The following is a 23631-nucleotide window of genomic DNA, read 5'->3' as shown; positions in this document are numbered from 1 at the left end:
TATTATTATTCTCTCTAACATGTCTTATTTGGGTTATATATTTTTATTCATACACCGAATATTCTTTCCATATATTCTCTAAATCATTAAAATACTCTTTTATGTCTTCTTTTTCTTTCATTCCAACTGATATTACTAGTGCATTAGCAACACTAAGTGCTGGTACTAATGAATCAACAAAAGAAGCCATATTACTCTTTACAAGTAATTTATTATCTGAAATAGATGCTACTGGAGCAAACATACTGTCAGTTATTGATATTATATGAGCACCTTTACTTTTAGCATATTTAGCTACTTGATAGGATTTTCTTGAATATCTTGGGAAGCTTATTGTTATAAGTACATCTTCTTCATTAACTCTAACAACTTGTTCAAAAGCATCCCCCATATCCATTCTTATTATATGAACATTATCAAGTATTATATCTAGGTAGAATCCTAAGTATTGAGCTATTGTAAATGAGCTTCTCATACCTAGTATATATATTTTTCTTGCCTTTAGTATTTTATCTGCTGCACCTTTAAAGGCATTTTCATCTATACCTTCTAAAGTATCTCTTATGTTCTCTATATCACTTTTTAATACTTTATTAAGTATAGTTGTATCATCTGTATATTCACTATGAGTCATTTCAACTCTTTGAACTGTAGTCAATTTATTTTTTATAAGTTCTTGTAATGCTTCTTGTAATTTTGGGTAACCTGAGTATCCTAAAGCATTTGCAAATCTAACTACAGTTGATTCACTTACACCTACAGTCTCACCTAATTTACATGCTGTCATAAATGCTACTTTATCATAGTTATTTAATATATATTGTGCAATAAGCTTTTGACCTTTACTAAGCCTAGCATATTGAGTTTGTATATTTGAAATAAGACGTTTACCATCTTTCATATCTATTCTTTCACTATTGTCCATAAATTTCTCCTTTTAAGCAGTATAAACACTGTTCTTTTAAACCTTTAGAGTTTCTAAAATTATTATATCACTTTTGTATATATTTTTTAAATAGTGATTCTAAAAAATTTAATTATGCACAATTTAGATTTTTAATATTCTTTTTTCTTTTCTATTAATATAAGTTGAGGTGGATTGTTTATTTGATTTATAAACTTACTTTCAAGTACATTAAACTCATTTTGATCTAAACCTTGTACATACTCATAAACGCAATTTCTTTCTTCCATACCACCTTCATGACCTGTATATATTGCTAAACTAACTATACCGTGAGGTTTTAGAAGTTTTAAAGATGATTCTATTGCTCTTAGTGTTGTATCTGGTTTAGTTATTACATTATGATCAGCCCTTGGTAAATACCCTAAGTTAAACAATACACATGATACTTCTTTATCTACATAGTTTTCTAGATTTTCATGACCATCAAGTATTAATTGCACACGATCAAGTAAGTCAGCTTTTTCTAATCTTTTTTTAGTTGACTTAATAGCTTCTTCTTGTATATCAAAACTATATACAAATCCATTTTGTCCTACTTTTTCTGCTAGATATTTTGTGTCATATCCATTACCCATAGTAGCATCTATTACTACATCTCCATCACTTATTACATCTTCTATAAATAATTTATTTATTTCTGTAATCTTAGTTAAAAATTTTGCCTTTATCATTTACTACACCTCTATTTTATACCTTTTAAGTACTCCACTTCTTCTTTAGTTAAATGTCTATACTCTCCAACCTTAATTCCTCTAAGCTTTATGTCTCCCATAGCAACTCTTCTAAGTCTAAGTACGGGATGATTTATTGCCCTACACATTTTTCTAACTTGTCTATTTCTACCTTCATGTATTTTTATTTCACATTTACAGTAATTCTTTTCTTCATTTTTATCTACTATTCTTATTTTTGCTGGAGCGGTTTTATAATCTTCTATTTCTAATCCTTCTCTAAAGTTTTTAAGTTCTTCATATGTAGGTTCTCCTTTTATTAAAGCTACATATGTTTTATCTACCTCATGCTTTGGATGTGTTAATTTATATGTTAAATCTCCATCATTCGTAAGTATTAAAAGCCCACTTGTTTCATAATCAAGTCTACCAATTGGATAAACTCTTTCTTTTATATCGCTTACTAAATCTAATACACTTGGCCTATCAAATTGATCCTTTACAGTTGTAATATATCCTTCTGGTTTATTTAATACTATGTATACTAAATTTTCACTTAATGATATTACCTTTCCATCAACTTCAACTATATCTTTAGCTTCCTCTATATTAAAAGATAATTCAGTAACTAATTCTCCATTAACTTTTACTCTTCTATCTAATATTATTTCTTCTGCTTTTCTTCTTGATGCTATCCCACAAGAAGCTATATATTTATTAATTCTCATATGTTCACCTTTTCTTGTAAATTTTATTAAATACTATTTTTATTTCCTTATTATAATATAATACATACAATGTAAAATCAAAGTTTTTATTACAAATTTCTTAATATTAAATATTTAATTATAATATACCTTTAACTTCTATTAATTATAGTATATACTTATTTTAAAATATTTAACAAGTAGGAGGTCACATGGTTTCAAAACAAGATATAAATCATTACATATTCTTGGCTTTTATAACTATATTGCTTTATAAATTTATCAATAATCCTATGCAGGTTATATCTGGAATAGGCGGAATTGCAAGCTTTTTCAGTCCATTCTTAATAGGGATATTAATTGCATTATTAATTAATCCATTGGTAATGTTTTTTGAAAAGAGGTTTAATCTTCATAGACTATTGAACATACTTATATCTTATATATTAGTATTTATACTTATTTTCTTAGGATTTAAGCTACTTATTCCTTCAATAGTTGATACTTTAAATACATTAATAAAAGAGATTCCAACGTATGTTGATATGTTCAATGAAATTTTAGGAAAGTATATGACTAAAGCTGAGTTTTTCAATACAATAGCCCCTCATATACAAGATAACTTAAATAGTATATTAACTAATGTAGTAAATATTCTTACTGCATTTTCTTCAAACCTTTTAATTCATATATCAAGTATTACATCTTTATTGTTTGATATAATAATGGGATTAATACTTTCTATATATATGATATTTGATAAAGAGAAAATAGGTTTAGGTTGTAAAAAGATTCTTTATGCTTCAGTTAATAAGATTAAAGCTGATGAAACTGTTTCATTTTTTAAAATGTCTCATGAGATATTTTATAACTATATGATAGGTAAAATTATTGACTCACTTATTGTTGGTTTAATTGCATTTGTTGTATTCCAATTTGTTATAAAGATAGAGAATTCACTATTCTTATCATTTATAGTTTTTGTAACAAATATAATACCTTACTTTGGTCCATTTATAGGTGCAGTTCCACCTATACTTATGACATTAGTATATAGTCCTGTAAAGGCACTTTGGGTTGCTATATTTATACTAATTCTACAACAAGTAGATGGAAACTTTATAGGACCTAAGGTAATGGGAGATCAAGTAGGACTCAGTCCACTTTGGATAATTTCTGCAGTATTGATAGGTTCAAGTCTATTCGGATTAATAGGCGTTTTCTTATCTGTTCCTGTTGCAGCTATTATAAAATCTTCTATTGATAAATATGTAGAAAAAAGATTATATATAAATGATTCAAAATAAAATATATTAAATAAAAAAGTTGTCCAAATTTATGGACAACTTTTATTGTATTATAGGCTCCTGAGTAATGTTATTTGGAGTATTTGTCGTTATATTATTATTTTGAAGTGGTTGATTTGATCCATTAGAAGGTATTTGATTTGTTGGATTTTGAATATTAGGAGTTTGTTGCTCTCCTTCATTACTATTTTCTTGGTTACTACCTTCTTCTATTATTTCCTCATCTTCTTTTTTAGACTCTTCCTCATATTTTTTCAATTCCCAACTAGCTTTGCTTGCTCCTTTACTTGCAGCCAACTTAGCATCTTTTTTTCTTTTAGCTTCAGCTTCTTGTTGTTCTTCATATAATTTTTTCATTTCACTTAATTCACTTGATGCTGTACTTTTTATTTTACTAGATCCGTTTTTGATGCTAGTTATAGCCTCAAGTTCTTCTATAGCTTTTTTATAATTTCCTTGTCCTTTATACTCTTCTACACTTAACATTTTCATTGCTTGCATATACATTGCTCTTGCATATTCATCAGCATTATCTTCTTCTAACGCACTTGAAAGTAATTTCATTGCTTCACCATATTTTTGTGATTCTAAAGCTACTTTTCCATCTTCAACAAATGTACTTTCAGATTCACCTTTAGTACATCCTACCATAAGTATTGATAATAAAGCTACGATTAAAACTATTTTTATCTTCATTTGTTACCTCCTTATTACCTTAACTTAATTTTACCATAATTCAACATATTTTGTCATATTTTAGGTTAATATTATTTAAAATCGCATTTTCCGTCCTAATTTATACTTATACTCTCAAAGAATTATATTTAATCTTATTCTTATATTCTTACAAATTACTAAGCTTATTATTTGAGAATTTTTAACTTTAATATAAAAAAAACCTTGAAAGAATAATTTGCTTTCAAGGTTTTTTTTATATTAACTCCAAGTTTATTACCTCTTCATAATTTTGTCTTTTGCATATAAGCCTATGATTTCCATTAGATACCATTACTACTGCTGGTTTAGGTATTTTATTATAATTAGATGCCATTGAGTAACCATAAGCTCCAGTTGAAGTCGTTATTAATATATCTCCACTTTCTATATCCATTACATTAGCATGAGTTATCAATATATCTCCACTTTCACAGCACTTTCCAGCTACAGTCACTTTATTTACTTTTTCATATTTCATTTTATTTACAACACTACATTCATATCCCGCTTTATATAATGAAGGTCTAATATTATCAGTCATACCTCCATCTACACTAACATATGTCCTTACATCTTTTATATCTTTAATAGATCCTATTGTATACAGTGTACTGCCTGCATTTGCACTTATTGATCTTCCCGGCTCTATAATGAGCTTTGGTACTTTTATTCCAATTTTTTTACATTTTTGCTCTGCCCTTTTTATTATAGCTTCACAAAAATCTTGTATACTTTTAGGATTATCCTCTTTGGTATAATATACTCCTATACCTCCTCCTAAGTCTATTTCTTTTAAATCTATATTATACTTTATTTTTATTTCTTTAACTAAATCCATCATTATATCAACTTCGTCCATGTATGGCTCTATATCAAAAATCTGTGAACCTATATGTGCATGTAAACCAACTAACTTTATATTTTTATACTTATATAGTTTTTCTATAGCTTCATATAAGTCTCCATTTATTAATACAAATCCAAATTTAGAATCTATTTGACCTGTTTTTATATAATCATGAGTATGAGCTTCTATTCCAGGAGTTATTCTAAAGTATATCTCTTGTACTTTATTTCTCTTTTTGCAAATATCTTCAATTATATCAAGTTCATAAAAGTTATCTACAACAAATCTACCTACTCCTAATTCTATGCCCATATTAATTTCATCTATAGTTTTGTTATTTCCATGAAATAATACATTTTCCATTGGAAAACCTGCTTTATGAGCAGTATATAATTCTCCTCCTGAAACTACATCTAGGCATAAGTTTTCTTCTTTTATGATTTTACACATATATAAAGTTAAAAATGCCTTACCTGCATAAGCAACTTTATTTTTATTTTCCTCTACTTTAAAATACTTATTATATTTTCTGCAATTCTCTCTAATTAAACCTTCATCAAATACATAAAGTGGTGTAGAGTACTTATTAACTAATTCTGTACAACTAACGCCTCCAATATATAGCGTGTTATTTCTAATAGACATATTTCCATGTAGTTTCATAATAGCCTCCTAAATTTTATACATTAAATTCTCTTGCCACTTCATTTATTGCAACATCTTTATCAAAAGAGTTTATAGCACAAGTTATTCTTATTTCTGATGTAGTTATAAGCTTAACATTAATATTATTTTCCTTGAATATTTTAAATACTTTTGATATAACACCTGCTGTGTTTTTCATTCCAGACCCTACTAATGAAAACTTTGTTATATGATCATCAATAACAATATTTTTGCTATCTGAATATTTTTTAGCTATCTCTTTACATTCATCTAGATCTTCTTTAGGTATAGTAAAAGATACATTTATAATTTCATTTATTGGTGCTGTTTGACTGATCATATCTATACTTATTTTTTACTTGCAATATCTTCAAATAAACTAAAAACCTTATCTAAATTAAAATCTTTTATAGTTATAGCAACATCATCATCGCTAGTTGCAAGTCCTGTTATGACTTTTTCCTCTAATCTCATTTTATTTTCTCCCTTTATATATGTTCCATTTCGCTCTCCACATGAAAGACCTACATATATTTCTGTATTATATTTTTGTGCTAGTTCTATACTTCTTGAGTGCATTACTTGTGCACCTAAACTAGCTAATTCTAGCATTTCTTCGTATTCTATTTCTTTAAGTTTTTTAGCCTTACTATACTTTCTAGGGTCGGTAAAGTAAATTCCATCTACATCTGTATAAATTTCACATTTAGCATTTAGTTTAACTGCTAAAGCTACCGCTGATGTATCAGAACCTCCTCTTCCTAAAGTTGTAATATCACCCTCATCATTTAATCCCTGAAATCCTGTCACTATTACTACCTTTCCATGATCTAAACTTTCTTCTATCTTAGATACATTTATATCATCTATTTGAGATTTTCCATGATCTCCACTAGTATGTATATTAAGTTGATACGCATTATAACTTATTGATTGGCATCCTAATGATGATAGGCACATAGCAAGTAATGACGCTGATATAATTTCACCTGTTGACATAAGTGCATCTAATTCTCTTTTATTAGGATTTTTACTTATATTTTTTTGCAAGTTTTATATAATTATCAGTAGTATCTCCCATGGCTGAAACTACTACAACTATTTTTTCATTAGTTTTTTTTCTATCAATTATATTTTCTGCTATTCTTTTAATTTTCTCTGTAGTTTCTACAGAGCTCCCACCATACTTTTGAACTATAATACTACTCATATCCCCCTCCTAGAAAGTTGTAAAATAAAAAACACCCAAAGGTATACTTTGGGTGTTTTTTTTATACACAAAGTAACCTTGTAGCTCACCACTTATTACTAAGTGACAGTATTATACATATTATGTATAGTACCAGAAAAATTATTTGCCAATAATTTTTCTTCGGCTGCACTTCCTTTCATTTATAATCAACACTTGCCAGCTTCTATAAACTACTATTAATTACAGCACCTCTACCCTAGGTAAATTTCATATATTAAGTTTTATTTTATAATTAATTTTTATCACACTATTCTTAATTTTACAACTATTTTAATTTTTTATTTATGTAAAATTTTATTAATCTATATCTTTTTATGTTGATGATTAAATAGACCTATATATAAAAAATAGGCCTATATATACTTAAATAGTTTATTTAAGCTTAAATCAACAACACAAACATCAGAATCAAAATCAAAGTCTCCTAAATTTCTCATTTCTGATGTTATTATTAAAACTCTTGGTACTTCAAAAAAAGGAATCGTCGAGTTTTTAATTTTATTCTCTAGGTTATAGTATTTAGACTTGTCAATTTTTTGATCTAAATCTATATCTACTAAAAGTTGATTTAGTTCATTATAGTGGTCTGTATATTCTATAAATATATCAAATTTTTTGTTATCTATTCTAACATTTCTATAAAATCTTTTTACCTCATATCCACCTAAATTAAATCTAATTGCTAATTCAGAACCTATTACTGTTTTAGCTAATTCCTTGCCCTTATACTGTTTACTCCCATTTAAATAATATACATACGAATTATCTCTATATCCACTATAGTTTATATTGCAAGGATATTTTTTAAGTGTATATTCATTACACATTTTTCTTAAAGTTTTCTTAAATGGTTTTCTTCCACGTCTTTTTTTACTTGAAAAAACTTTACCAACCTGAGTTTCTGTCATACATCTAACCCTACTAATTAAAAGCAGTATATCTTTTTCTAACCCCATCATAATGCATATCTCCTCGAGTCATTAATTTACCAAGTTGTAATAATATTATATTAATTGTCCCTATAAAAATTGATTGTTTTTCTATATTTTTCTAAAAATAATAATTCACATTTTATGAATAACAAAAAAGAACATATCTTAGTATATAAAATACTAAGATATGTTCTTTTTATTTTTAATTAAAAACTTAATAACTATTTATATATTTTTATTGATTTTCTTCTATAGTTTTAGTTGATGAGTCACTTTTTACTTTCTCTTCTTCTTTACTTGAACCTATGTTTAAGTTATCAAATGAAATTATCTCAACTACTCCAGACTTTCCTTCTTGATAATCAATCTTAACTTGATCTGAAACTGCTGTTAAAGGTAATTCTGTAGATACTTTTGATGTTGCTGTAAATATTATATTTTCATTTGTATCTAATGTTAAATAATAATTAGTGTTTCCACTTTTTACATCTGGACTAATTCTAGTAACCTTACCTTCTATACTAGCTTTGCTTGTATCATTTTCAATACTTATATTGTTACCTTCGCTAGATAATGCTTCTCTATAATTTATTAAAGCTTCATCTTTTGTTTCTCCAAGTCCTAAAATTGCAAAATCTTCAACTGATACAAATGCCACCATCTTAACAAGACCTGCTTTATCTTTAAGTGCAGAAACATATGTAGGTGTTCCTAATATATTATACATTACAGGGAATGTAGCTTCATAGTTTTTCTCTTGTACCTTTCCTTCTGCAGAACTCATTGCTGCAGTTTCCGTTGCTCCCGGTTGCTTATATAACTTAGCTTCTTTTGTACGAGTATCTACTAAAATAAATCCAATAGTAGACTCATCTGCACCAGCAGAAGTTATTCCTGTATACCAATATGATTTATCATCATCTCCATATACTAAAGACGTTCCCTCAGTAGCAACCAAAACTCCTTCTTCAGAGATTACGGAATTTAAGAAACCTTTTATGTATAATCCCCAGTCATTAATTTGATTTACTACAAATTGCTCTGGCTGAATTCTATCTATCCATTCTGGTGCATCTTCTATAGAATATTTTTTAACTTCACCGGTTTGAGCATCAACTACCGCCACTCCTGTAGCATCTGATCCACTAAAACCTATCTTATGTTCATATAAGCTTGTTACCCAATATGGTCTACCTTCATCATTTATTTCTAATGAAAACTCTGTCATTCCAGAATTTACAATTCCATTTATATACATATGTCTATGTAAATCTTGAAGGAAATACGCTTGAGGCTGATACACTATCTTTATTGGCTTACCATCAATTTCTTGTACAAGCCTAACATCTTGAGGATTACTTGCAGACACCATTACATATCCATTTGTTCCGTCTAAATTAGTTATCCATTTAACAATATCTCTATGTACAAGCGGTGCAACCCAGTATAGTTCACCATTTACATTTTGTATATGGAAATCTCCAAGCTTCGATACACTCCCTACAGCTGGTATTTCTCCTAACTTTTTATCTCCAAGCTTCATAGCCATTTCTTCATCTACTATACGAATATCATTTACACTTACAGGACTTACATCTTTATCAAAATCACTTTCTTCAACGTTTCCTATAAGATTTCTATATGCTTTTGCATGAATTATTGGGGAAGAAGTAATAAATGGCACTACTGATACAAATATTATCATAGCTATTGCTATAAAGAAATTGTATTTTGCAGCTTTTGATGTTCTCTCTCCTTTGTCGAACATCATATCTAATACCCCAGCAATAATAAAGAATACTATTAACATTGAAAAACCAGAGGTAAAATCTAATCTAAGTACAGGAAGCTTTATAAATGCATAAATTGCAACTAAAATTAGCGCTATACCATATGATCTTATAATTTTTTTCATAAATACTCCTTTCAAAATGGTTGTTATTACCATTATAGCCATTTATTTCAAAAAAATAAATACCCCTTATAAAATAAGGAGTATTTATTGTAGTTTATTATATTTTTGCAACATAAGATACATAACTTCTTTGCTCTTTACCATATTGAGATAAAAGTCCCTCATATTCTAAATTAAGCTTTTCATTATTATAAAAAGAATCTGGTCTTATTCCACATGACGGTCTTTCAAATAAACCAACATCACTTTTAATTAACATATCTGCAACAAAATGAGAACACACATACTTATAATCTGCTTGTCTTGGTCTATTTAGAGTTAAATATATAAGAGCCATTACATCATAATCATATTTCTTTCTATTTTCACTTACAAACATTATATTGTTATATATACGATAATATTGTGCGTCTGTAACTTCTAATGAGTACACCCTACACATAGTATTTTTTCTAATTGCATATAGACCTTCATCTATATTTTCTTCAACGAATCCTGCAAATATTGGTGTTTTGGGATTAAGTCTTCCAAATGAGTACATTGGCCTTAATTCTTGATTTAATGCTAATGATACATGTGCATACGGGGTTTTACTTATTTTTCTTATTAGATAAGATAATACGGTTCCTGTATAAGTTGTTACTATATATATCTTTTTCATTTTTTCCCCCTAAATTAATTTTACGTTTTATCAACTTTATATATTTTAGCACATATATCATAAGATTTCAAATCTAATCTTCATTTAAATGCATTTTATTATTCATATTTCGTCCAATTATCCATGATATTAAAATAAATATCGAAAATAATAAAACCTTAATCGGGCTATGAAAAAAAACTGTCACATCTTCACCTACATAACTTATAAAAAGAAACATTACAAACTTCCCACTAACCATTCCACTTATAAAAGTTTTTAAATCTAAGTCAATAAATCCACTCATTATATTAATAAGAAAGTCTGAAATAAATGGACAAACATAAGTTATAAAAATTATGCTGAATCCTCGTTTTTTTATATAGCTAGAAATTCTTTTATCATTAAACTTATGTTTATACTTATCAAATATTTTTAACTTTGAAAACTTATTTGCTAGTAAATATAGTAGTACTGCTGCTATACATGAACCTGCCCATGATATAAAAAAGCCTAACCATAATCCAAATACAAATACATTGAACAGTATTATAGCAACTAGTGGTAAAACAGGTATAAAACTCTCTATTGCAGTTAATAAAAAAGCCACAATTGCAGCTAAAAATTTATATTCAGAAACTGAGTATAATAATTGCTCCACTTATTCCACCTACTTTGCTGTCATATTATTTTGTATTATAATCACCTATAAATTGAATAATATCTGTCGTAGTCACCAACACATATACAATAACTTCATCATCTTTAATATCAATAGTTTTTATATTAATAGGTTGCATATAGCTCTTATCAACTATAATTACATTTTTATTAATTTCAAAAGGTAAAGCATTTGCTTTTGATTTTAAAACTGACTGTACTATACTATCACTAATTTTCAATTTTCCTATTCTAAAATTCTTTAATGTTAGATATAAATTATTATCAACTATAGTAGGATATATATTCACTTCATATTGTGTATCAATTAAGTTTAAGAATTTATATGGTGATATTACTTTTATGTACTTTTCCTGAAGACTTATATTGCTATATTTGAATTCTTCAATATTATAATTATTCATTACCGTATAAACTATATCTCTAAATTCACTTTCTGATAATAATAAACGCCCTTCTAGTCTTATTGGATTTTTTAATATCTCAAATGAATCCAAAAAATCGCCTTTTAGTAATTCTTCAATTGTTATGCTATTGGATTGAGTATTTATGCTTACTTTTTTATCTGGTGTTAATATATAGTAAATTCCTGCTATAAGTATCGCTATTATTACAACTATTACTATAATTATATTTTTTCCTTTTATAATGATCACATCCTTTTAGTTTATAATTAAACTTATATTTAAATAACAATGATTTAATTAACTTTATATGATTATAATTTACAAGAAAAAACTTTCTAATACTATCATAAAATATTTAATTTTGTTTCATACTCTTAAATATAATATTTAATTCCTATCTGTCGTAAATTAAATTATTTCATCTTTATTTGTTATTTATATCTTTATTTTTTTGCCAGATTGGATTAAAATTAATAATATGGAATTATAGTATCTTTTTACTATATAGAAATTTATTTAAATTGAGAGGTACAAAATATGTCAAATGAAACTAATTCATCTAACTTTATAAGAAATATAATTATAAATGATTTAGATACAGGTAAACATGACAGCATAATAACTCGTTTCCCTCCGGAACCAAACGGGTACTTACATATAGGTCATGCAAAAAGTATATGCTTAAACTTCGGGCTTGCAAAAGAATTTAACGGAAAAGTTAACTTAAGATTTGATGATACAAATCCAGTTAAAGAAGATGTTGAATATGTAAACTCTATAAAAGAAGATGTTAAGTGGTTAGGATTTGAGTGGAATAACTTATTCTTTGCATCTGATTACTTCGATGAAATGTATAAAAGAGCTATCCTGTTAATAAAAAAAGGAAAAGCTTATGTATGTGATTTAACTCCAGAAGAAATGAGAGAATACCGTGGTACATTAACTGAGCCAGGTAAGGATAGTCCATACAGAAATAGAACTATAGAAGAAAACCTTGATTTATTCGAAAGAATGAAAAATGGTGAATTCAAAGATGGTGAAAAAGTTTTAAGAGCTAAGATAGATATGTCTTCTCCTAATATAAACTTTAGAGATCCAATAATATATAGAATAGCACACTCTACTCACCACAATACAGGAGATAAGTGGTGTATATATCCAATGTATTGCTTTGCTCATCCACTAGAAGATGCTATAGAAGGAATAACTCACTCTATATGTACCCTTGAATTCGAAGATCAAAGACCACTTTATGATTGGTTTGTAAGAGAATGTGAAATGGAAAATATCCCAAGACAAATAGAGTTTGCTAGACTTAACTTAACAAATACAGTTATGAGTAAAAGAAAATTAAAACAACTTGTTGATGAAGGTGTAGTTGATGGATGGAATGATCCTCGTATGCCTACTATATCAGGTGTTAGAAGAAGAGGATATACTCCAGAATCAATCCGTAACTTCTGCTCTGAAATAGGAGTTGCTAGAGCTGATTCTAAGGTTGATAGTCAATTGTTAGATCACTTCTTAAGAGAAGACTTACAGCCTAAAGCTCCTCTTGTAATGGGTGTACTTAAGCCTTTAAAATTAGTTATAACTAACTATCCTGAAGGTCAATCTGAAATGTTAGATATAGAAAATAACGCTAAAGATGAGTCTAAAGGAACTAGACAAGTTTCATTCTCTAGAGAATTATATATAGAACAAGAAGACTTTATGGAGGAACCAGTTAAAAAGTACTTTAGACTGTTCCCAGGAAATGAGGTTCGCTTAAAAGGTGCTTACTTCGTTAAATGTACAGATGTTGTAAAAGATGAAAACGGAGAAGTTATTGAAATTCACTGTACATACGATCCAGAAACTAAGAGTGGATCAGGTTTCACTGGACGTAAAGTTAAGGCAACTATTCACTGGGTAGATGCTAATAACTGTAAACCATGTGAATTTAGATTATTTGAACCATTAATATTAGATGATGCTCCAGAAAATGAAGGAAAGCACTTCTTAGATCAAATAAATGAAAACTCTATAGAAATATTACAAGGATTTGCTGAAACTACTCAATTAGAAAATGCTAAACCTTATGATAAATTCCAATTTGTTAGAAATGGATTCTACAGTGTTGATCCAAAGTATACTACAGAAGATAAATTAGTATTTAATAGAATAGTTCCACTTAAGAGCTCATTCAAACCAGGAAAATAATTTATATAAAATAAAAATGCTAGTTATTAAAAATTTAATAGCTAGCATTTTCTATATAAATTATTAAATTTTAATAAATACCTAAAATTTCCATACCATCTTCTATACATTCAATTTCTAAAGGAAAATCAGGACCCCTTTCACCATCTATATCTGTTACTAAGTCATCACTACAATTTATGGTTACTTTTTTAGTTCTAAAATATAGCAAATCATCTTCATTATAATGATCTAGATGTTCTCCTTTTAGAATATTTATAAAAACTGGAATTGACTTTGGTGGTGGCGTTGCCTTAAATATAATAACATCTAAGTATCCATCATCTAATTCTGATTTATATGCTAAATTAAGATTCCCTGCTGTCTTACCATTAAATACAAGCATTAAATACATTTTACCGTTATATGTTATTTCTTCTGAATTTACACTTATATTAAATTCCCTTAGGTGTAATGCTTCTTCTATACCTTTTATATAATATGATACTCTTCCCATTGAATTTTTAAAATCTGGATTTATTTTTTGAGATACATCTGTAAACATTCCTGCACTAGCTACATTTATAAAATATTTATCATTAACCTTGCCTATGTCTATCTTTTTAGATTTTGAAACAATTATATTCTCTATAGCATTTCTTACATCAAAAGGTAAACCTAAGGCATTAGCAAAATCATTTGCCGTCCCTGATGGTAAAATTCCAATAGGAATTTCTATATCTAATTCTTTCATAGCATTCAAAACAATATCTACTGTTCCATCTCCACCCGAAATCAATACATGATGATAGCTTCCATCCATTCCATTAAATGCATTTTTTGTAGGATTTTCTTTATTTAGTCTATATGGTACTACCTCATATCCATATTTTTGATATACTTCTATTATAGTGTCTAATTTGCCTACGATAGATTTCTCTCCAGAATTAGGGTTATACACAAGTTTAACCTTTTTCATAATGCCTCCTTATCTCATGTTAATATCCAATGTTTTCATTTATGAAAATTACATGCATCCTTCCTGCCGTTCTTTGTTTTTTTATTAAAGTATATTCACAACATATTCTTTCTGGACTTGAACAATCCATACATACACCTGTTGCTTGGCAAGGTGTTCTAGTCCCTAACCTTTTTGCATTAGCTGGTGCACAGACATATTTATTTCTATTTATAGCCTCTTGTACATCTTTAACTATTTTGTTTACTCCAACTATTAAAATCACTTTATCTGGACCATAAAGCATTGCAGCTACTCTATTTCCATTTCCATCTACATTATATAATTCCCCATTTTCAGTTATGGCATTAGTACTTGCAAAGTATGCATCTGCAAAAAATGATTTTCTATATATTTCTTTAACATCTTCTGGCTTAAGATTAGAATTATGTCTATCTAAGAAGTTGTATTTTCCATTTTTTAAATAATCTATTATCTTCGTATTAAATAAGCTCATAGAGCCCCCACAAGCTACTAAGTCTCCTTCTTTTAATAGACCTTCTATTATATTAAAAAGTTCTTTTTCATCTTTAGCAAAATATCCACTCATATTATTTTTCTCTAAAGCCTTAATAGTTCTTTCTATTTTTTTTTGATTTACCCATTTAATACTCTCCATTATATCTCCTCCATTATTTATATCTACTATATTATAGTATCATATTTGCATATTTTTAACATTTACTTTTGATTCATACTTAATAGTTTATCTAAATAAACAGACTTTAATTGCTCATTAGCAAGAACTCTCTTTGCTGTAGGTAATTTTAATATTGAAGAAAGTATTGCTGCCATTGCTCTATGACTAGATAAAGCTTTATTATCAAATATTAATTCTTGTAATTGACCTTTTTCTATAGCCATTAAAACAACTCTATGTACCGAATTAGCTGGCGTTATAATTTTTTCTTTTCTTTTTAATAAAGTTATGCTTTTTTTATAGCAATTTCTAACACATACTCCACAACCTAAACATCTATCTTCATCTATTTTAACTATAGTTTTATCATTTTCTTTTATCTTATCAATTGCTCCAATAGGACATGCTTTAACACACTTTCCACAGTTAACACAATTATCATAATTTATCTTTGGTATAAAACTACTTGTTGCTACTGGGTGTAAATTACCAAACTTCCTCGCTGCTAACATAGCTTCACAACAACATCCACAGCAGTTGCATATAAACGTTACTCCCTTTCTTACATTTTCACCACATTGAACTAAATTATGTTCATATGCTTGATGTAGTAACTCTTTACATTCTGATGCATCAACCCTTCTTGCATAATTATTTTTTATCAATGAATTTGCAGTATTACCGAATGTCATACATATATCCATAGGTGCTTCACAAGCTTTACCCATATGATGCATCTTATGTCTACAATAGCACATTCCTACCGCTATATGACTTGCTTCTTCTATTATATGAGTTGCTCTTTCATAATCAAGTATAGTCACTTCATTATCATTAGTTAGAACTTCTTCTTGAACATAAATCCTCCCTAACTTTGTATCTGATGAGTAAAATAACTCCTTTATAAAATCTTCTTCTACATTCAAATACTGATAATAAAGTTCTGCTAAAAGTTTTTGATCAATATCATCTCTAGTTCTCATTAAAGCGAATTCGATAAACCCAGCCATAGGAGGTGGTAGTATATATTTTTTACCCTTTCCATCTTCAATATCTAACAGTATTGCTCTACTAGCTAACGTATCTAATATTTTTAATGCTTCACTTTCACTTACACTCCAAATTTTAGCTGCAGTTTTCACTCTAAAAGCTTTTATAGGTAATTGAGCAACCAAAGCAGCTTCTTTTTCTGTAAATAGCATTTCTAGTATTTTGTATAATGTTTTTGATGGCGGTGCACCTTGAGGAAATCTATTTAATCTCTCTTCCAAACTTTTATAAGCCTCTTTTGCATTTATATGCGACATATAATCACCCTTTTTATTTTATTTATATTATATATATTACATATTCTAGCATAACCTCTAACCTCACTTCACATTATGTAACTAAAATTTAAATTTTATAATTAATTTATATTATAAAATAAAAAAGCTGAACTTTTTCAAGTTCAGCTTTTTAGGAATATATATATATAAATCATCAGGAATAAGCTTAGTTATGTTCTATTATAGTCTTTGTTGTATCTATATTTTGAGCTACACATCTTTGACTATTTATTCTTTCATTTACTAACATGTATTTTGATATACCTTTTATAGTAGTTATTATTCTTTCTATTTTTTTCATTTTTAATCATCTCCATTTGTTCCTTTTTTCTTACAAGTATATTGTATACAATATACGGTATATAGTCAATAGAAATTTTAAAATTAATTATAATATAACATATATTTTATAAAAAATAAGAAGTTATAACTTATAAGTACTTATAAGTTTTAACTTCTTATTAGATTAGAAGTAATCAATTAATTCTAGTCTATATACAATCTTTCCACTTCTCTAATGTATCTAGCATAAAGCCTTTTATATCTATATCATATACATCTTTTATTATATCATTATTTAAAACCTCGACTGGCTTTCCAGATGATATAACTCTTCCTTGATTTAATAAAATTACCGAGTCTGCAAAGTTATGTACTAAATTTAAATCATGTAACACTCCTATTACAATTTTATTATTCGACATTGACCACTTCTTAACATATTCTAGTAACTCAATTTGATATTTAAAATCAAGATGATTAGTTGGCTCGTCAAGAAGTATTATATCTGGGTTCTGAGCAAGTAGTTTTGCTAAAAAAACTCTTTGAAGTTGTCCTCCAGACAATTCAGTTATCATTTTATCTTTATATTCTGTTAGACCAACCTTTTCAATACTGTCCATAATTATTTTATGATCATCCTTAGATAGTTTATCAAACATCCCCTTAGTATAAGGATACCTTCCAAGTGACACCGTATCATAAATTGTATAAGGAAAATATATTTCTGAAATTTGACTCATTAGCCCAACTTTTTTAGCTAAATCTTTTCTTTTAAAAGATGATATTTCTTTATTTTCAATTTGTATACTTCCACGATATTCTATAATATTAGCTATAGACTTTAAAAAAGTACTCTTTCCACAACCATTTGGACCTATGATAAATACACTTTCTCCTTTATTTACATCTATAGTTATATCCTTTATTACATCTACATCATTGTAACCACTATAAAGATTTTTAATTTTTAACATAACTATCACCTTTATTTCTTAAAATATACATATGCAAAAAATGGAGCTCCAATTAGAGCTGTTACTGCTCCTACAGGAAGTTCTGATGGTACTATAACAGTTCTTGCTACAATATCTGCTATAACCATAAAACAACCTCCGTATAAAAATGACATCGGTATAACATACTTATGATTTGAACCAAATACCTTTCTTACAACATGTGGTGCAATTAAATCTATAAATCCAATTGTGCCACTTAATGATATTGCACCTCCTGTAAGCACTGCAGAATAAATAAAGAGTTTACGCTTTACTTTTGATGTTTCTACTCCCATTGCTTTTGCTTGTTCTTCTCCAAAAGTTATAATATCCATCTCTTTTGTAAATTTAATTATACCAATCATACCTACTATTACAAATGGAATTAGAAGCCTTACATAACTCCATCCCTTCATAGCAAAACTACCCATTTGCCAAAGTGATATACTTTTCATATCTTCTGAAAATAATGCTGTTAAAGTTGTTAATAATGCATTTACAAATAAAGATAAAACCATACCCGATAAGATTATGGTATTATTTGACATAGTTCTATCTATTTTTACTGAAAAAGTTATAACTATAAATACAGTAGCTAAACCAAATAAAAAACCAACTAAAGGAAGTGTAAAGTTCCCTATTACAGGAACAGCTATTCCTGTAACTATTATAAGACCTGCTCCTAATGATGCACCAGAAGATACTCCTAATGTATATGGTGATGCTAATTGATTTTTTAAAATAGATTGAACTACTGCACCACTAGTCGCTAAACATCCTCCAACTAAAAATGCCAATAAAACTCTCGGTAATCTTAATTTCCATACTATCCCTATATTTTTAGGGTCTATACCATCTTTAATAGCAAAATTAAAGCATTTATTCATTAATATTGATATAGTTTCTAGTAAATTAATATTGGAACTTCCCACAGAAGTTCCAATACCTATAATTAAAAATGCTATTAATATGCTTATTATTAATTTCTTTTTATTGTCCATAGTATTCTGGATATACAGCTTTTGCTATTTCTTCTAAAGCTTTCGTTGCATTTTGTGATGGACGTGATGAAGCATTTTTATCTACTAAATGAACTGCATTATCTTTTACAGCATTTATTACATCCCAAGCTTCACGAGACTTTATTTCTTCAGTTGGATTTTCCATATAAGATGCATTAGTTATTATTACATCTGGATTAGCATCTATTACAGATTCTTCAGTTGGAGATACCCATCCCTCTTCATCTGCAAATATATTTTTTGCTCCTACAATTTCTATCATTTCATTTAAAAATGTATCTTTTCCAAAACTAAATAAACTTGGAGCTGGTGATATTTCAAAATAAACTGTTTTCTTATCTTCTATTTTGTCACCTATAGCTTTTATTTCATCTACTTTTTCTTTCATACCATTAACTATTTCTTGTCCTTTTTCCTTTTCATTTAGTACATCTGCTATAAAGTTTATATCTTCATAAACACCTTCAATACTTTCACTACTTGGTATGTAGACAACTGGAATTCCAGCTTCGCTAATTGCCTTAAATGGATCTTCTGTAGATCCGGTTTTATTATGTCCTGATGCAATCACTACATCTGGATCTAAACTAATTATAGTTTCAGCATCTGGATTTGAAAAATCTATTTGTGGTAATTCTTGATTTATACCTTCTATATCTGTTGAGTATGTATCAATTGCCACTAATTTATCACCTAAGCCAAGTCCCATTATTACCTCTGTATTAGATGGTGCCGTTGATATTACTTTCTCTATTTTTTTAGGTATGCTTACCTCAGTACCCTCTCTATCAGTTACAGTTCTATCACTTTCGCTACTGCATCCTGAGAATATAAACATTGATAATGTTGTTAGTAGTAGTAATAATTTTTTCATTTTATACCTCCCATATTTACAAGTTTAATTCTAAAATTTAAGTATGTTCTTTACTATATTTACTACTATATTTAATAGTTCTAACACTATAGTATCACAATTAATCACTTGAATTGTGTCATAATTTGGACATTTTAGCTTTAAAACTTAAATTTATTACTTTTTGTAACTTCATAATTATACATATTTTTACATAATTAAGGAAGTTTAAAACTAATTCATTATCTAATTATATTTTTTACAATTATCAATTGTATGTAATATTTAAAATATACAAATTTTTCAAATAAATCATATATGAATTATGATAAAATATATTTAATAATATATAAGGGGTGTTGTCAAAATGATATCAAGTAAAATGGAAAACCTTCTTCAAGGCAACTCTATAATAAGATCAATGTTTGAAGAAGGAAAAAAATTATCCAAAATTTACGGTGAAGAAAATGTTTATGACTTTAGTATTGGTAATCCTAATGTAGATCCTCCAGAAAGTATAAAAATAGCTATTAATGAAATATTAAATTCTCAGTCTCCAAATTTAATTCATGGATATATGAATAATTCAGGGTATGAAGATGTACGAGCTGAAATTGCTTTATTCTTAAGTAAAAAAGAAGATTTAAATCTTAGTTATAAAAATATAGTTATGACTTGTGGAGCTGCAGGAGGACTTAATATAATTTTAAAAACATTGCTAAATCCAAATGATGAAGTTATAACTTTTGCTCCATTTTTTGGAGAATATAAAAACTATGTCAATAACTTTGACGGAAAATTAATTGTAGTTCCTACAGACATAAATAACTTTGAGCCAAACTTAGACGCTCTAGAAAAAGCTATTACAAATAAAACTAAAGCCATAATAATAAATACTCCAAATAATCCAACTGGAATTATTTATTCAAATGAATTTTTAACTAACCTAGGTAGTTTACTAAAAAATAAGCAAAAAAAATTTAATACTAGCATATACTTAATTTCAGATGAGCCTTACAGAGAAATCGTGTACGATAATGCTAAGGTACCTTGCTTACTTAAATATTATAAAAATACATTTATAGCTTACTCCTATAGCAAGTCATTATCTCTTCCTGGAGAACGTATTGGGTATGTAGTTATTAATAATAATATGGATGAATTCGGTAAAATTATAGATTCTTTAAATATTGCAAATAGAATTTTAGGATTTGTAAATGCACCTTCTTTATTCCAAAGAGTTGTTGCTAAGTGTTTAGATTCTGAGGTTAATATTGATATTTATAAGAAAAATTTTGATTTATTATATAATCATTTAGTCAACTTAGGATTTACTTGTGTCAAACCTCACGGCACATTCTATTTATTTCCAAGAACTCCTATTGAAGATGACAAAAAGTTCTGTGAAGATGCTAAGAAATTTAATTTATTATTAGTCCCAGGTTCATCATTTGGATGCCCTGGTCATTTTAGAATTTCATATTGTGTATCTTATGATACCATAAAAAATTCTCTTCATGCATTTGATAAATTAGCTTTATTATATAATTTAACTCCTAAAGTTAATTTAAATAGTTAAAATTAAAACTATAGAGTGTATTATTTATATTAATACACTCTATAGTTTTTGTTTTATAATTTTTTATAAACTATATGTACATATTTTGTATAAAAGATTTAATATTTCAAATCCAACTTCAAAGCTTTCATTACTAATAAAGTTTATATAATCCCTTAGTTTACTCCATTTTACATCCTTATTACAATCTTCATTAGATATATTTTTTATTTTATTTATAATATCTATAAGTTCTTTTTTTCTTTCACAAGATAAATTATTGCTACTTTCTATATTTTCTATGGAATTATGAAAAGATTCATTTATGATAGTTTGATTATACTGATTTCTTAACTTTACTTCATACCCTTTTATATAGTCAATTACTTTTTCTAAATCTTTTTTATTATAAGACCAAACATTTCTTTTTTCTAATTCAGTTAAATCCTTAATTTCATACCTGTACTTATCTATCATTTCTTCTATAGCTATCGCAATTTCCATTAAACTATTTGTATTTATAGCATCATTGCATTTATTTAAATCTACATTTATTGATTTTATTATTTCTTTCATTTATTTCCTACTTCCTAAAATATTTTATAAATACATTATATCAAATATATCAAAAACTTAATATAAAACTTAATTTAGTTTTCACTTTAAAATATTATGATTATCAAAATTTAACTATGTTAAACTATTTGATTTTATGATAATATATATCTATGTTAAGTTTAAGGAGATTGAGTATGAAGAAGAAAAAAATAATTATAATTATACTAATATTAATTTTACTTGCAACAATTGGAATTGGCTCTTATGTAGGTAATTATTTTTATAATTTAGCATTAGACCCTAATACTTCAAAGAATATGATATTTGGAGATGATGAAGATGAAGGATTAGAAGTACAAGAAGATGTGGATTGGTTACTGAAAAATTCAAACTATGAAGATAAATATATTTTATCTTATGATAATTTAAAATTGCATGCATACCAAGTAATAAATGAAAATAAAAGCAATAAGTGGGCCATAGTTATACATGGATATACATCTGAGGGTAAGCTTGTTAGCGCTAAAGCTAAATATTTATATGAAATGGGATATAATATTTTAGTTCCAGATCTTAGAGCTCATGGAGAGAGTGAAGGAAACTATATAGGTATGGGATGGCATGATAGATTAGATATAATAGATTGGATAAATTACATAATAAATAATAATAACGATAGTGAAATAATACTTCATGGTACATCTATGGGAGCTTCTACTGTCTTAATGGTTTCTGGAGAAAGGTTACCATCTAATGTTAAGGCTATTGTTGCTGATTGTGGCTATACTTCAGTATGGGATGAATTCTCTTATCAATTAAGGTCATTATTTAATTTAAAATCATTCCCTGTAATGAATTTATCTAATATTGTTACTCAAATTAAGGCTAGATATTCATTAAAAGAAGCTTCAGCTATTGACCAAGTGAAAAAATCTAATACTCCTATATTATATATTCATGGAAATAAAGATACTTTCGTACCTTACTATATGATGGATGAGTTATATAATGCTACAAGCTCAGAAAAAGAAAAACTTACTATCACAGGTGCTGAGCACGCTAATGCTGATTTAGTTAATCCTAAATTATATTGGAATACAGTAAGTAATTTTTTAAATAAATATGTAAAATAATAAAGGCATGGGTAAAAATTCCCATGTCTTTATTATTTTCATCCTGCAACCAATTGTACAACTATTATTTTTAATACTATCGTTTTTGAACATTTATAGCTGAAGGACCTCTATCAGCTTGAACTATATCGAAGTTAACTTCTTCACCTTCATGTAAATCTTTATTATGCCCTTCTTCTTTTATGTTAGAAAAGTGTACGAAAACATCATCTCCACTATTACTTGTTATAAATCCATAACCTTTTTCATTATTAAACCATTTTACAACACCTGTATAATTTGCCATTAAATTTCTCCTTAATTAAATAATATATATATTATTTGTTTATATTATTTTTTTATTCTTTAGACAAA

General features: G+C 27.4%; 26 protein-coding genes and 1 riboswitch. Of the genes, 4 read left to right on the top strand and 22 right to left on the bottom strand.

What is annotated here, in order from left to right; genetic code table 11:
* Positions 1-43 precede the first annotated feature (43 nt).
* The 3 genes from I2A66_RS04425 to I2A66_RS04415 all read right to left on the bottom strand — a co-directional run bounded on the left by I2A66_RS04425 (position 44) and on the right by I2A66_RS04415 (position 2366).
* Positions 44-925 carry a MurR/RpiR family transcriptional regulator gene (locus I2A66_RS04425; RefSeq protein ID WP_122640510.1) on the bottom strand — a complete coding sequence of 294 codons (882 nt, stop codon included), beginning with the start codon at positions 923-925 and terminating at the stop codon, positions 44-46.
* Between the two features lie 131 nt (positions 926-1056).
* Positions 1057-1638, bottom strand: coding sequence for a tRNA (mnm(5)s(2)U34)-methyltransferase (locus I2A66_RS04420; protein ID WP_122640511.1), 582 nt, complete (start codon positions 1636-1638; stop codon positions 1057-1059).
* Positions 1639-1649: 11 nt separating this feature from the next.
* Positions 1650-2366, bottom strand: coding sequence for a pseudouridine synthase (locus I2A66_RS04415; RefSeq protein WP_122640512.1), 717 nt, complete (start codon positions 2364-2366; stop codon positions 1650-1652).
* Positions 2367-2557: 191 nt separating this feature from the next.
* On the opposite strand from I2A66_RS04415, the gene I2A66_RS04410 reads away from it, so the two are divergent.
* Positions 2558-3652 (top strand): AI-2E family transporter, encoded by a 1095-nt coding sequence (locus I2A66_RS04410; RefSeq protein WP_195251030.1) that lies wholly within the window; start codon positions 2558-2560, stop codon positions 3650-3652.
* A gap of 42 nt (positions 3653-3694) precedes the next feature.
* On the opposite strand, the gene I2A66_RS04405 is transcribed toward I2A66_RS04410, so the two are convergent.
* The 10 genes from I2A66_RS04405 to I2A66_RS04370 all read right to left on the bottom strand — a co-directional run bounded on the left by I2A66_RS04405 (position 3695) and on the right by I2A66_RS04370 (position 11958).
* Positions 3695-4348, bottom strand: a complete 654-nt coding sequence (locus tag I2A66_RS04405; RefSeq protein ID WP_147516527.1) for a tetratricopeptide repeat protein — start codon at positions 4346-4348, stop codon at positions 3695-3697.
* Positions 4349-4583: 235 nt separating this feature from the next.
* Positions 4584-5879 carry a diaminopimelate decarboxylase gene (lysA, locus tag I2A66_RS04400; RefSeq protein ID WP_147516528.1) on the bottom strand — a complete coding sequence of 432 codons (1296 nt, stop codon included), beginning with the start codon at positions 5877-5879 and terminating at the stop codon, positions 4584-4586.
* A gap of 16 nt (positions 5880-5895) precedes the next feature.
* A complete protein-coding gene (locus I2A66_RS17580) occupies positions 5896-6222 on the bottom strand; it encodes an ACT domain-containing protein (RefSeq protein WP_330615445.1) in 327 nt (108 codons plus the stop codon).
* Between the two features lie 8 nt (positions 6223-6230).
* Positions 6231-6932 (bottom strand): aspartate kinase, encoded by a 702-nt coding sequence (locus I2A66_RS17575; RefSeq protein WP_330615444.1) that lies wholly within the window; start codon positions 6930-6932, stop codon positions 6231-6233.
* The gene (locus tag I2A66_RS17570; protein ID WP_330615443.1) at positions 6913-7092 is read right to left on the bottom strand and encodes an amino acid kinase family protein; all 180 of its coding nucleotides are present in this window, start codon (positions 7090-7092) and stop codon (positions 6913-6915) included. Before I2A66_RS17570 ends, I2A66_RS17575 begins: the two co-directional genes overlap by 20 nt.
* 73 nt (positions 7093-7165) lie before the next feature.
* Positions 7166-7336: riboswitch (Lysine riboswitch) on the bottom strand.
* A gap of 151 nt (positions 7337-7487) precedes the next feature.
* On the bottom strand, positions 7488-8093 hold the full coding sequence (locus tag I2A66_RS04390; protein ID WP_122640515.1) for a hypothetical protein: 606 nt from the start codon (positions 8091-8093) through the stop codon (positions 7488-7490).
* 208 nt (positions 8094-8301) lie between these two features.
* Positions 8302-9981, bottom strand: a complete 1680-nt coding sequence (locus I2A66_RS04385) for a hypothetical protein (RefSeq protein WP_122640516.1) — start codon at positions 9979-9981, stop codon at positions 8302-8304.
* Between the two features lie 97 nt (positions 9982-10078).
* Complete coding sequence (locus I2A66_RS04380) at positions 10079-10642, bottom strand: hypothetical protein (RefSeq protein WP_147516529.1); 564 nt, start codon at positions 10640-10642, stop codon at positions 10079-10081.
* Between the two features lie 73 nt (positions 10643-10715).
* Complete coding sequence (locus I2A66_RS04375) at positions 10716-11282, bottom strand: TVP38/TMEM64 family protein (RefSeq protein ID WP_122640518.1); 567 nt, start codon at positions 11280-11282, stop codon at positions 10716-10718.
* Positions 11283-11307: 25 nt separating this feature from the next.
* Positions 11308-11958: a hypothetical protein gene (locus I2A66_RS04370; protein WP_122640519.1), complete on the bottom strand. Its 651-nt coding sequence runs from the start codon at positions 11956-11958 to the stop codon at positions 11308-11310.
* A gap of 288 nt (positions 11959-12246) precedes the next feature.
* Between I2A66_RS04370 and I2A66_RS04365 the strand changes: the two genes are divergently transcribed.
* Complete coding sequence (locus tag I2A66_RS04365; RefSeq protein WP_122640520.1) at positions 12247-13911, top strand: glutamine--tRNA ligase/YqeY domain fusion protein; 1665 nt, start codon at positions 12247-12249, stop codon at positions 13909-13911.
* A 70-nt stretch (positions 13912-13981) separates the two neighbouring features.
* On the opposite strand, the gene I2A66_RS04360 is transcribed toward I2A66_RS04365, so the two are convergent.
* From I2A66_RS04360 to I2A66_RS04335, 7 genes are all read right to left on the bottom strand, one after another.
* Positions 13982-14869 (bottom strand): YegS/Rv2252/BmrU family lipid kinase, encoded by an 888-nt coding sequence (locus I2A66_RS04360; RefSeq protein WP_122640521.1) that lies wholly within the window; start codon positions 14867-14869, stop codon positions 13982-13984.
* A 19-nt stretch (positions 14870-14888) separates the two neighbouring features.
* Positions 14889-15527, bottom strand: coding sequence for a lactate utilization protein (locus tag I2A66_RS04355; RefSeq protein WP_207734718.1), 639 nt, complete (start codon positions 15525-15527; stop codon positions 14889-14891).
* Between the two features lie 62 nt (positions 15528-15589).
* Positions 15590-16855, bottom strand: coding sequence for a 4Fe-4S dicluster domain-containing protein (locus tag I2A66_RS04350; RefSeq protein WP_195251029.1), 1266 nt, complete (start codon positions 16853-16855; stop codon positions 15590-15592).
* Between the two features lie 187 nt (positions 16856-17042).
* Positions 17043-17177: a hypothetical protein gene (locus I2A66_RS17390; protein WP_279265908.1), complete on the bottom strand. Its 135-nt coding sequence runs from the start codon at positions 17175-17177 to the stop codon at positions 17043-17045.
* 190 nt (positions 17178-17367) lie between these two features.
* Positions 17368-18132 (bottom strand): ABC transporter ATP-binding protein, encoded by a 765-nt coding sequence (locus I2A66_RS04345; protein WP_195251026.1) that lies wholly within the window; start codon positions 18130-18132, stop codon positions 17368-17370.
* Between the two features lie 11 nt (positions 18133-18143).
* Positions 18144-19154, bottom strand: a complete 1011-nt coding sequence (locus tag I2A66_RS04340) for a FecCD family ABC transporter permease (RefSeq protein ID WP_122640525.1) — start codon at positions 19152-19154, stop codon at positions 18144-18146.
* Positions 19144-20049: an ABC transporter substrate-binding protein gene (locus I2A66_RS04335; RefSeq protein ID WP_243238638.1), complete on the bottom strand. Its 906-nt coding sequence runs from the start codon at positions 20047-20049 to the stop codon at positions 19144-19146. Before I2A66_RS04335 ends, I2A66_RS04340 begins: the two co-directional genes overlap by 11 nt.
* Before the next feature lie 346 nt (positions 20050-20395).
* Between I2A66_RS04335 and I2A66_RS04330 the strand changes: the two genes are divergently transcribed.
* Positions 20396-21607: a pyridoxal phosphate-dependent aminotransferase gene (locus I2A66_RS04330; protein ID WP_147516534.1), complete on the top strand. Its 1212-nt coding sequence runs from the start codon at positions 20396-20398 to the stop codon at positions 21605-21607.
* Positions 21608-21670: 63 nt separating this feature from the next.
* Here I2A66_RS04330 and I2A66_RS04325 read toward each other — a convergent pair whose 3' ends face one another.
* Complete coding sequence (locus I2A66_RS04325; protein WP_122640527.1) at positions 21671-22162, bottom strand: hypothetical protein; 492 nt, start codon at positions 22160-22162, stop codon at positions 21671-21673.
* 176 nt (positions 22163-22338) lie between these two features.
* Here I2A66_RS04325 and I2A66_RS04320 point away from each other — a divergent pair, with 176 nt between their 5' ends.
* On the top strand, positions 22339-23277 hold the full coding sequence (locus tag I2A66_RS04320) for an alpha/beta hydrolase (RefSeq protein WP_195251024.1): 939 nt from the start codon (positions 22339-22341) through the stop codon (positions 23275-23277).
* Positions 23278-23353: 76 nt separating this feature from the next.
* Here the strand turns inward: I2A66_RS04320 and I2A66_RS04315 are convergent, their stop codons facing one another.
* Positions 23354-23563, bottom strand: coding sequence for a cold-shock protein (locus tag I2A66_RS04315; RefSeq protein ID WP_122640529.1), 210 nt, complete (start codon positions 23561-23563; stop codon positions 23354-23356).
* Between the last annotated feature and the right edge of the window lie 68 nt (positions 23564-23631).

Origin of the sequence: Romboutsia sp. 1001713B170207_170306_H8, assembly GCF_015550495.1 — a bacterium.
GTDB lineage: Bacteria > Bacillota > Clostridia > Peptostreptococcales > Peptostreptococcaceae > Romboutsia_E.
The sequence above is the reverse complement of the archived record's forward strand: the minus strand, read 5'-3'. Positions and strand labels throughout refer to the sequence as shown.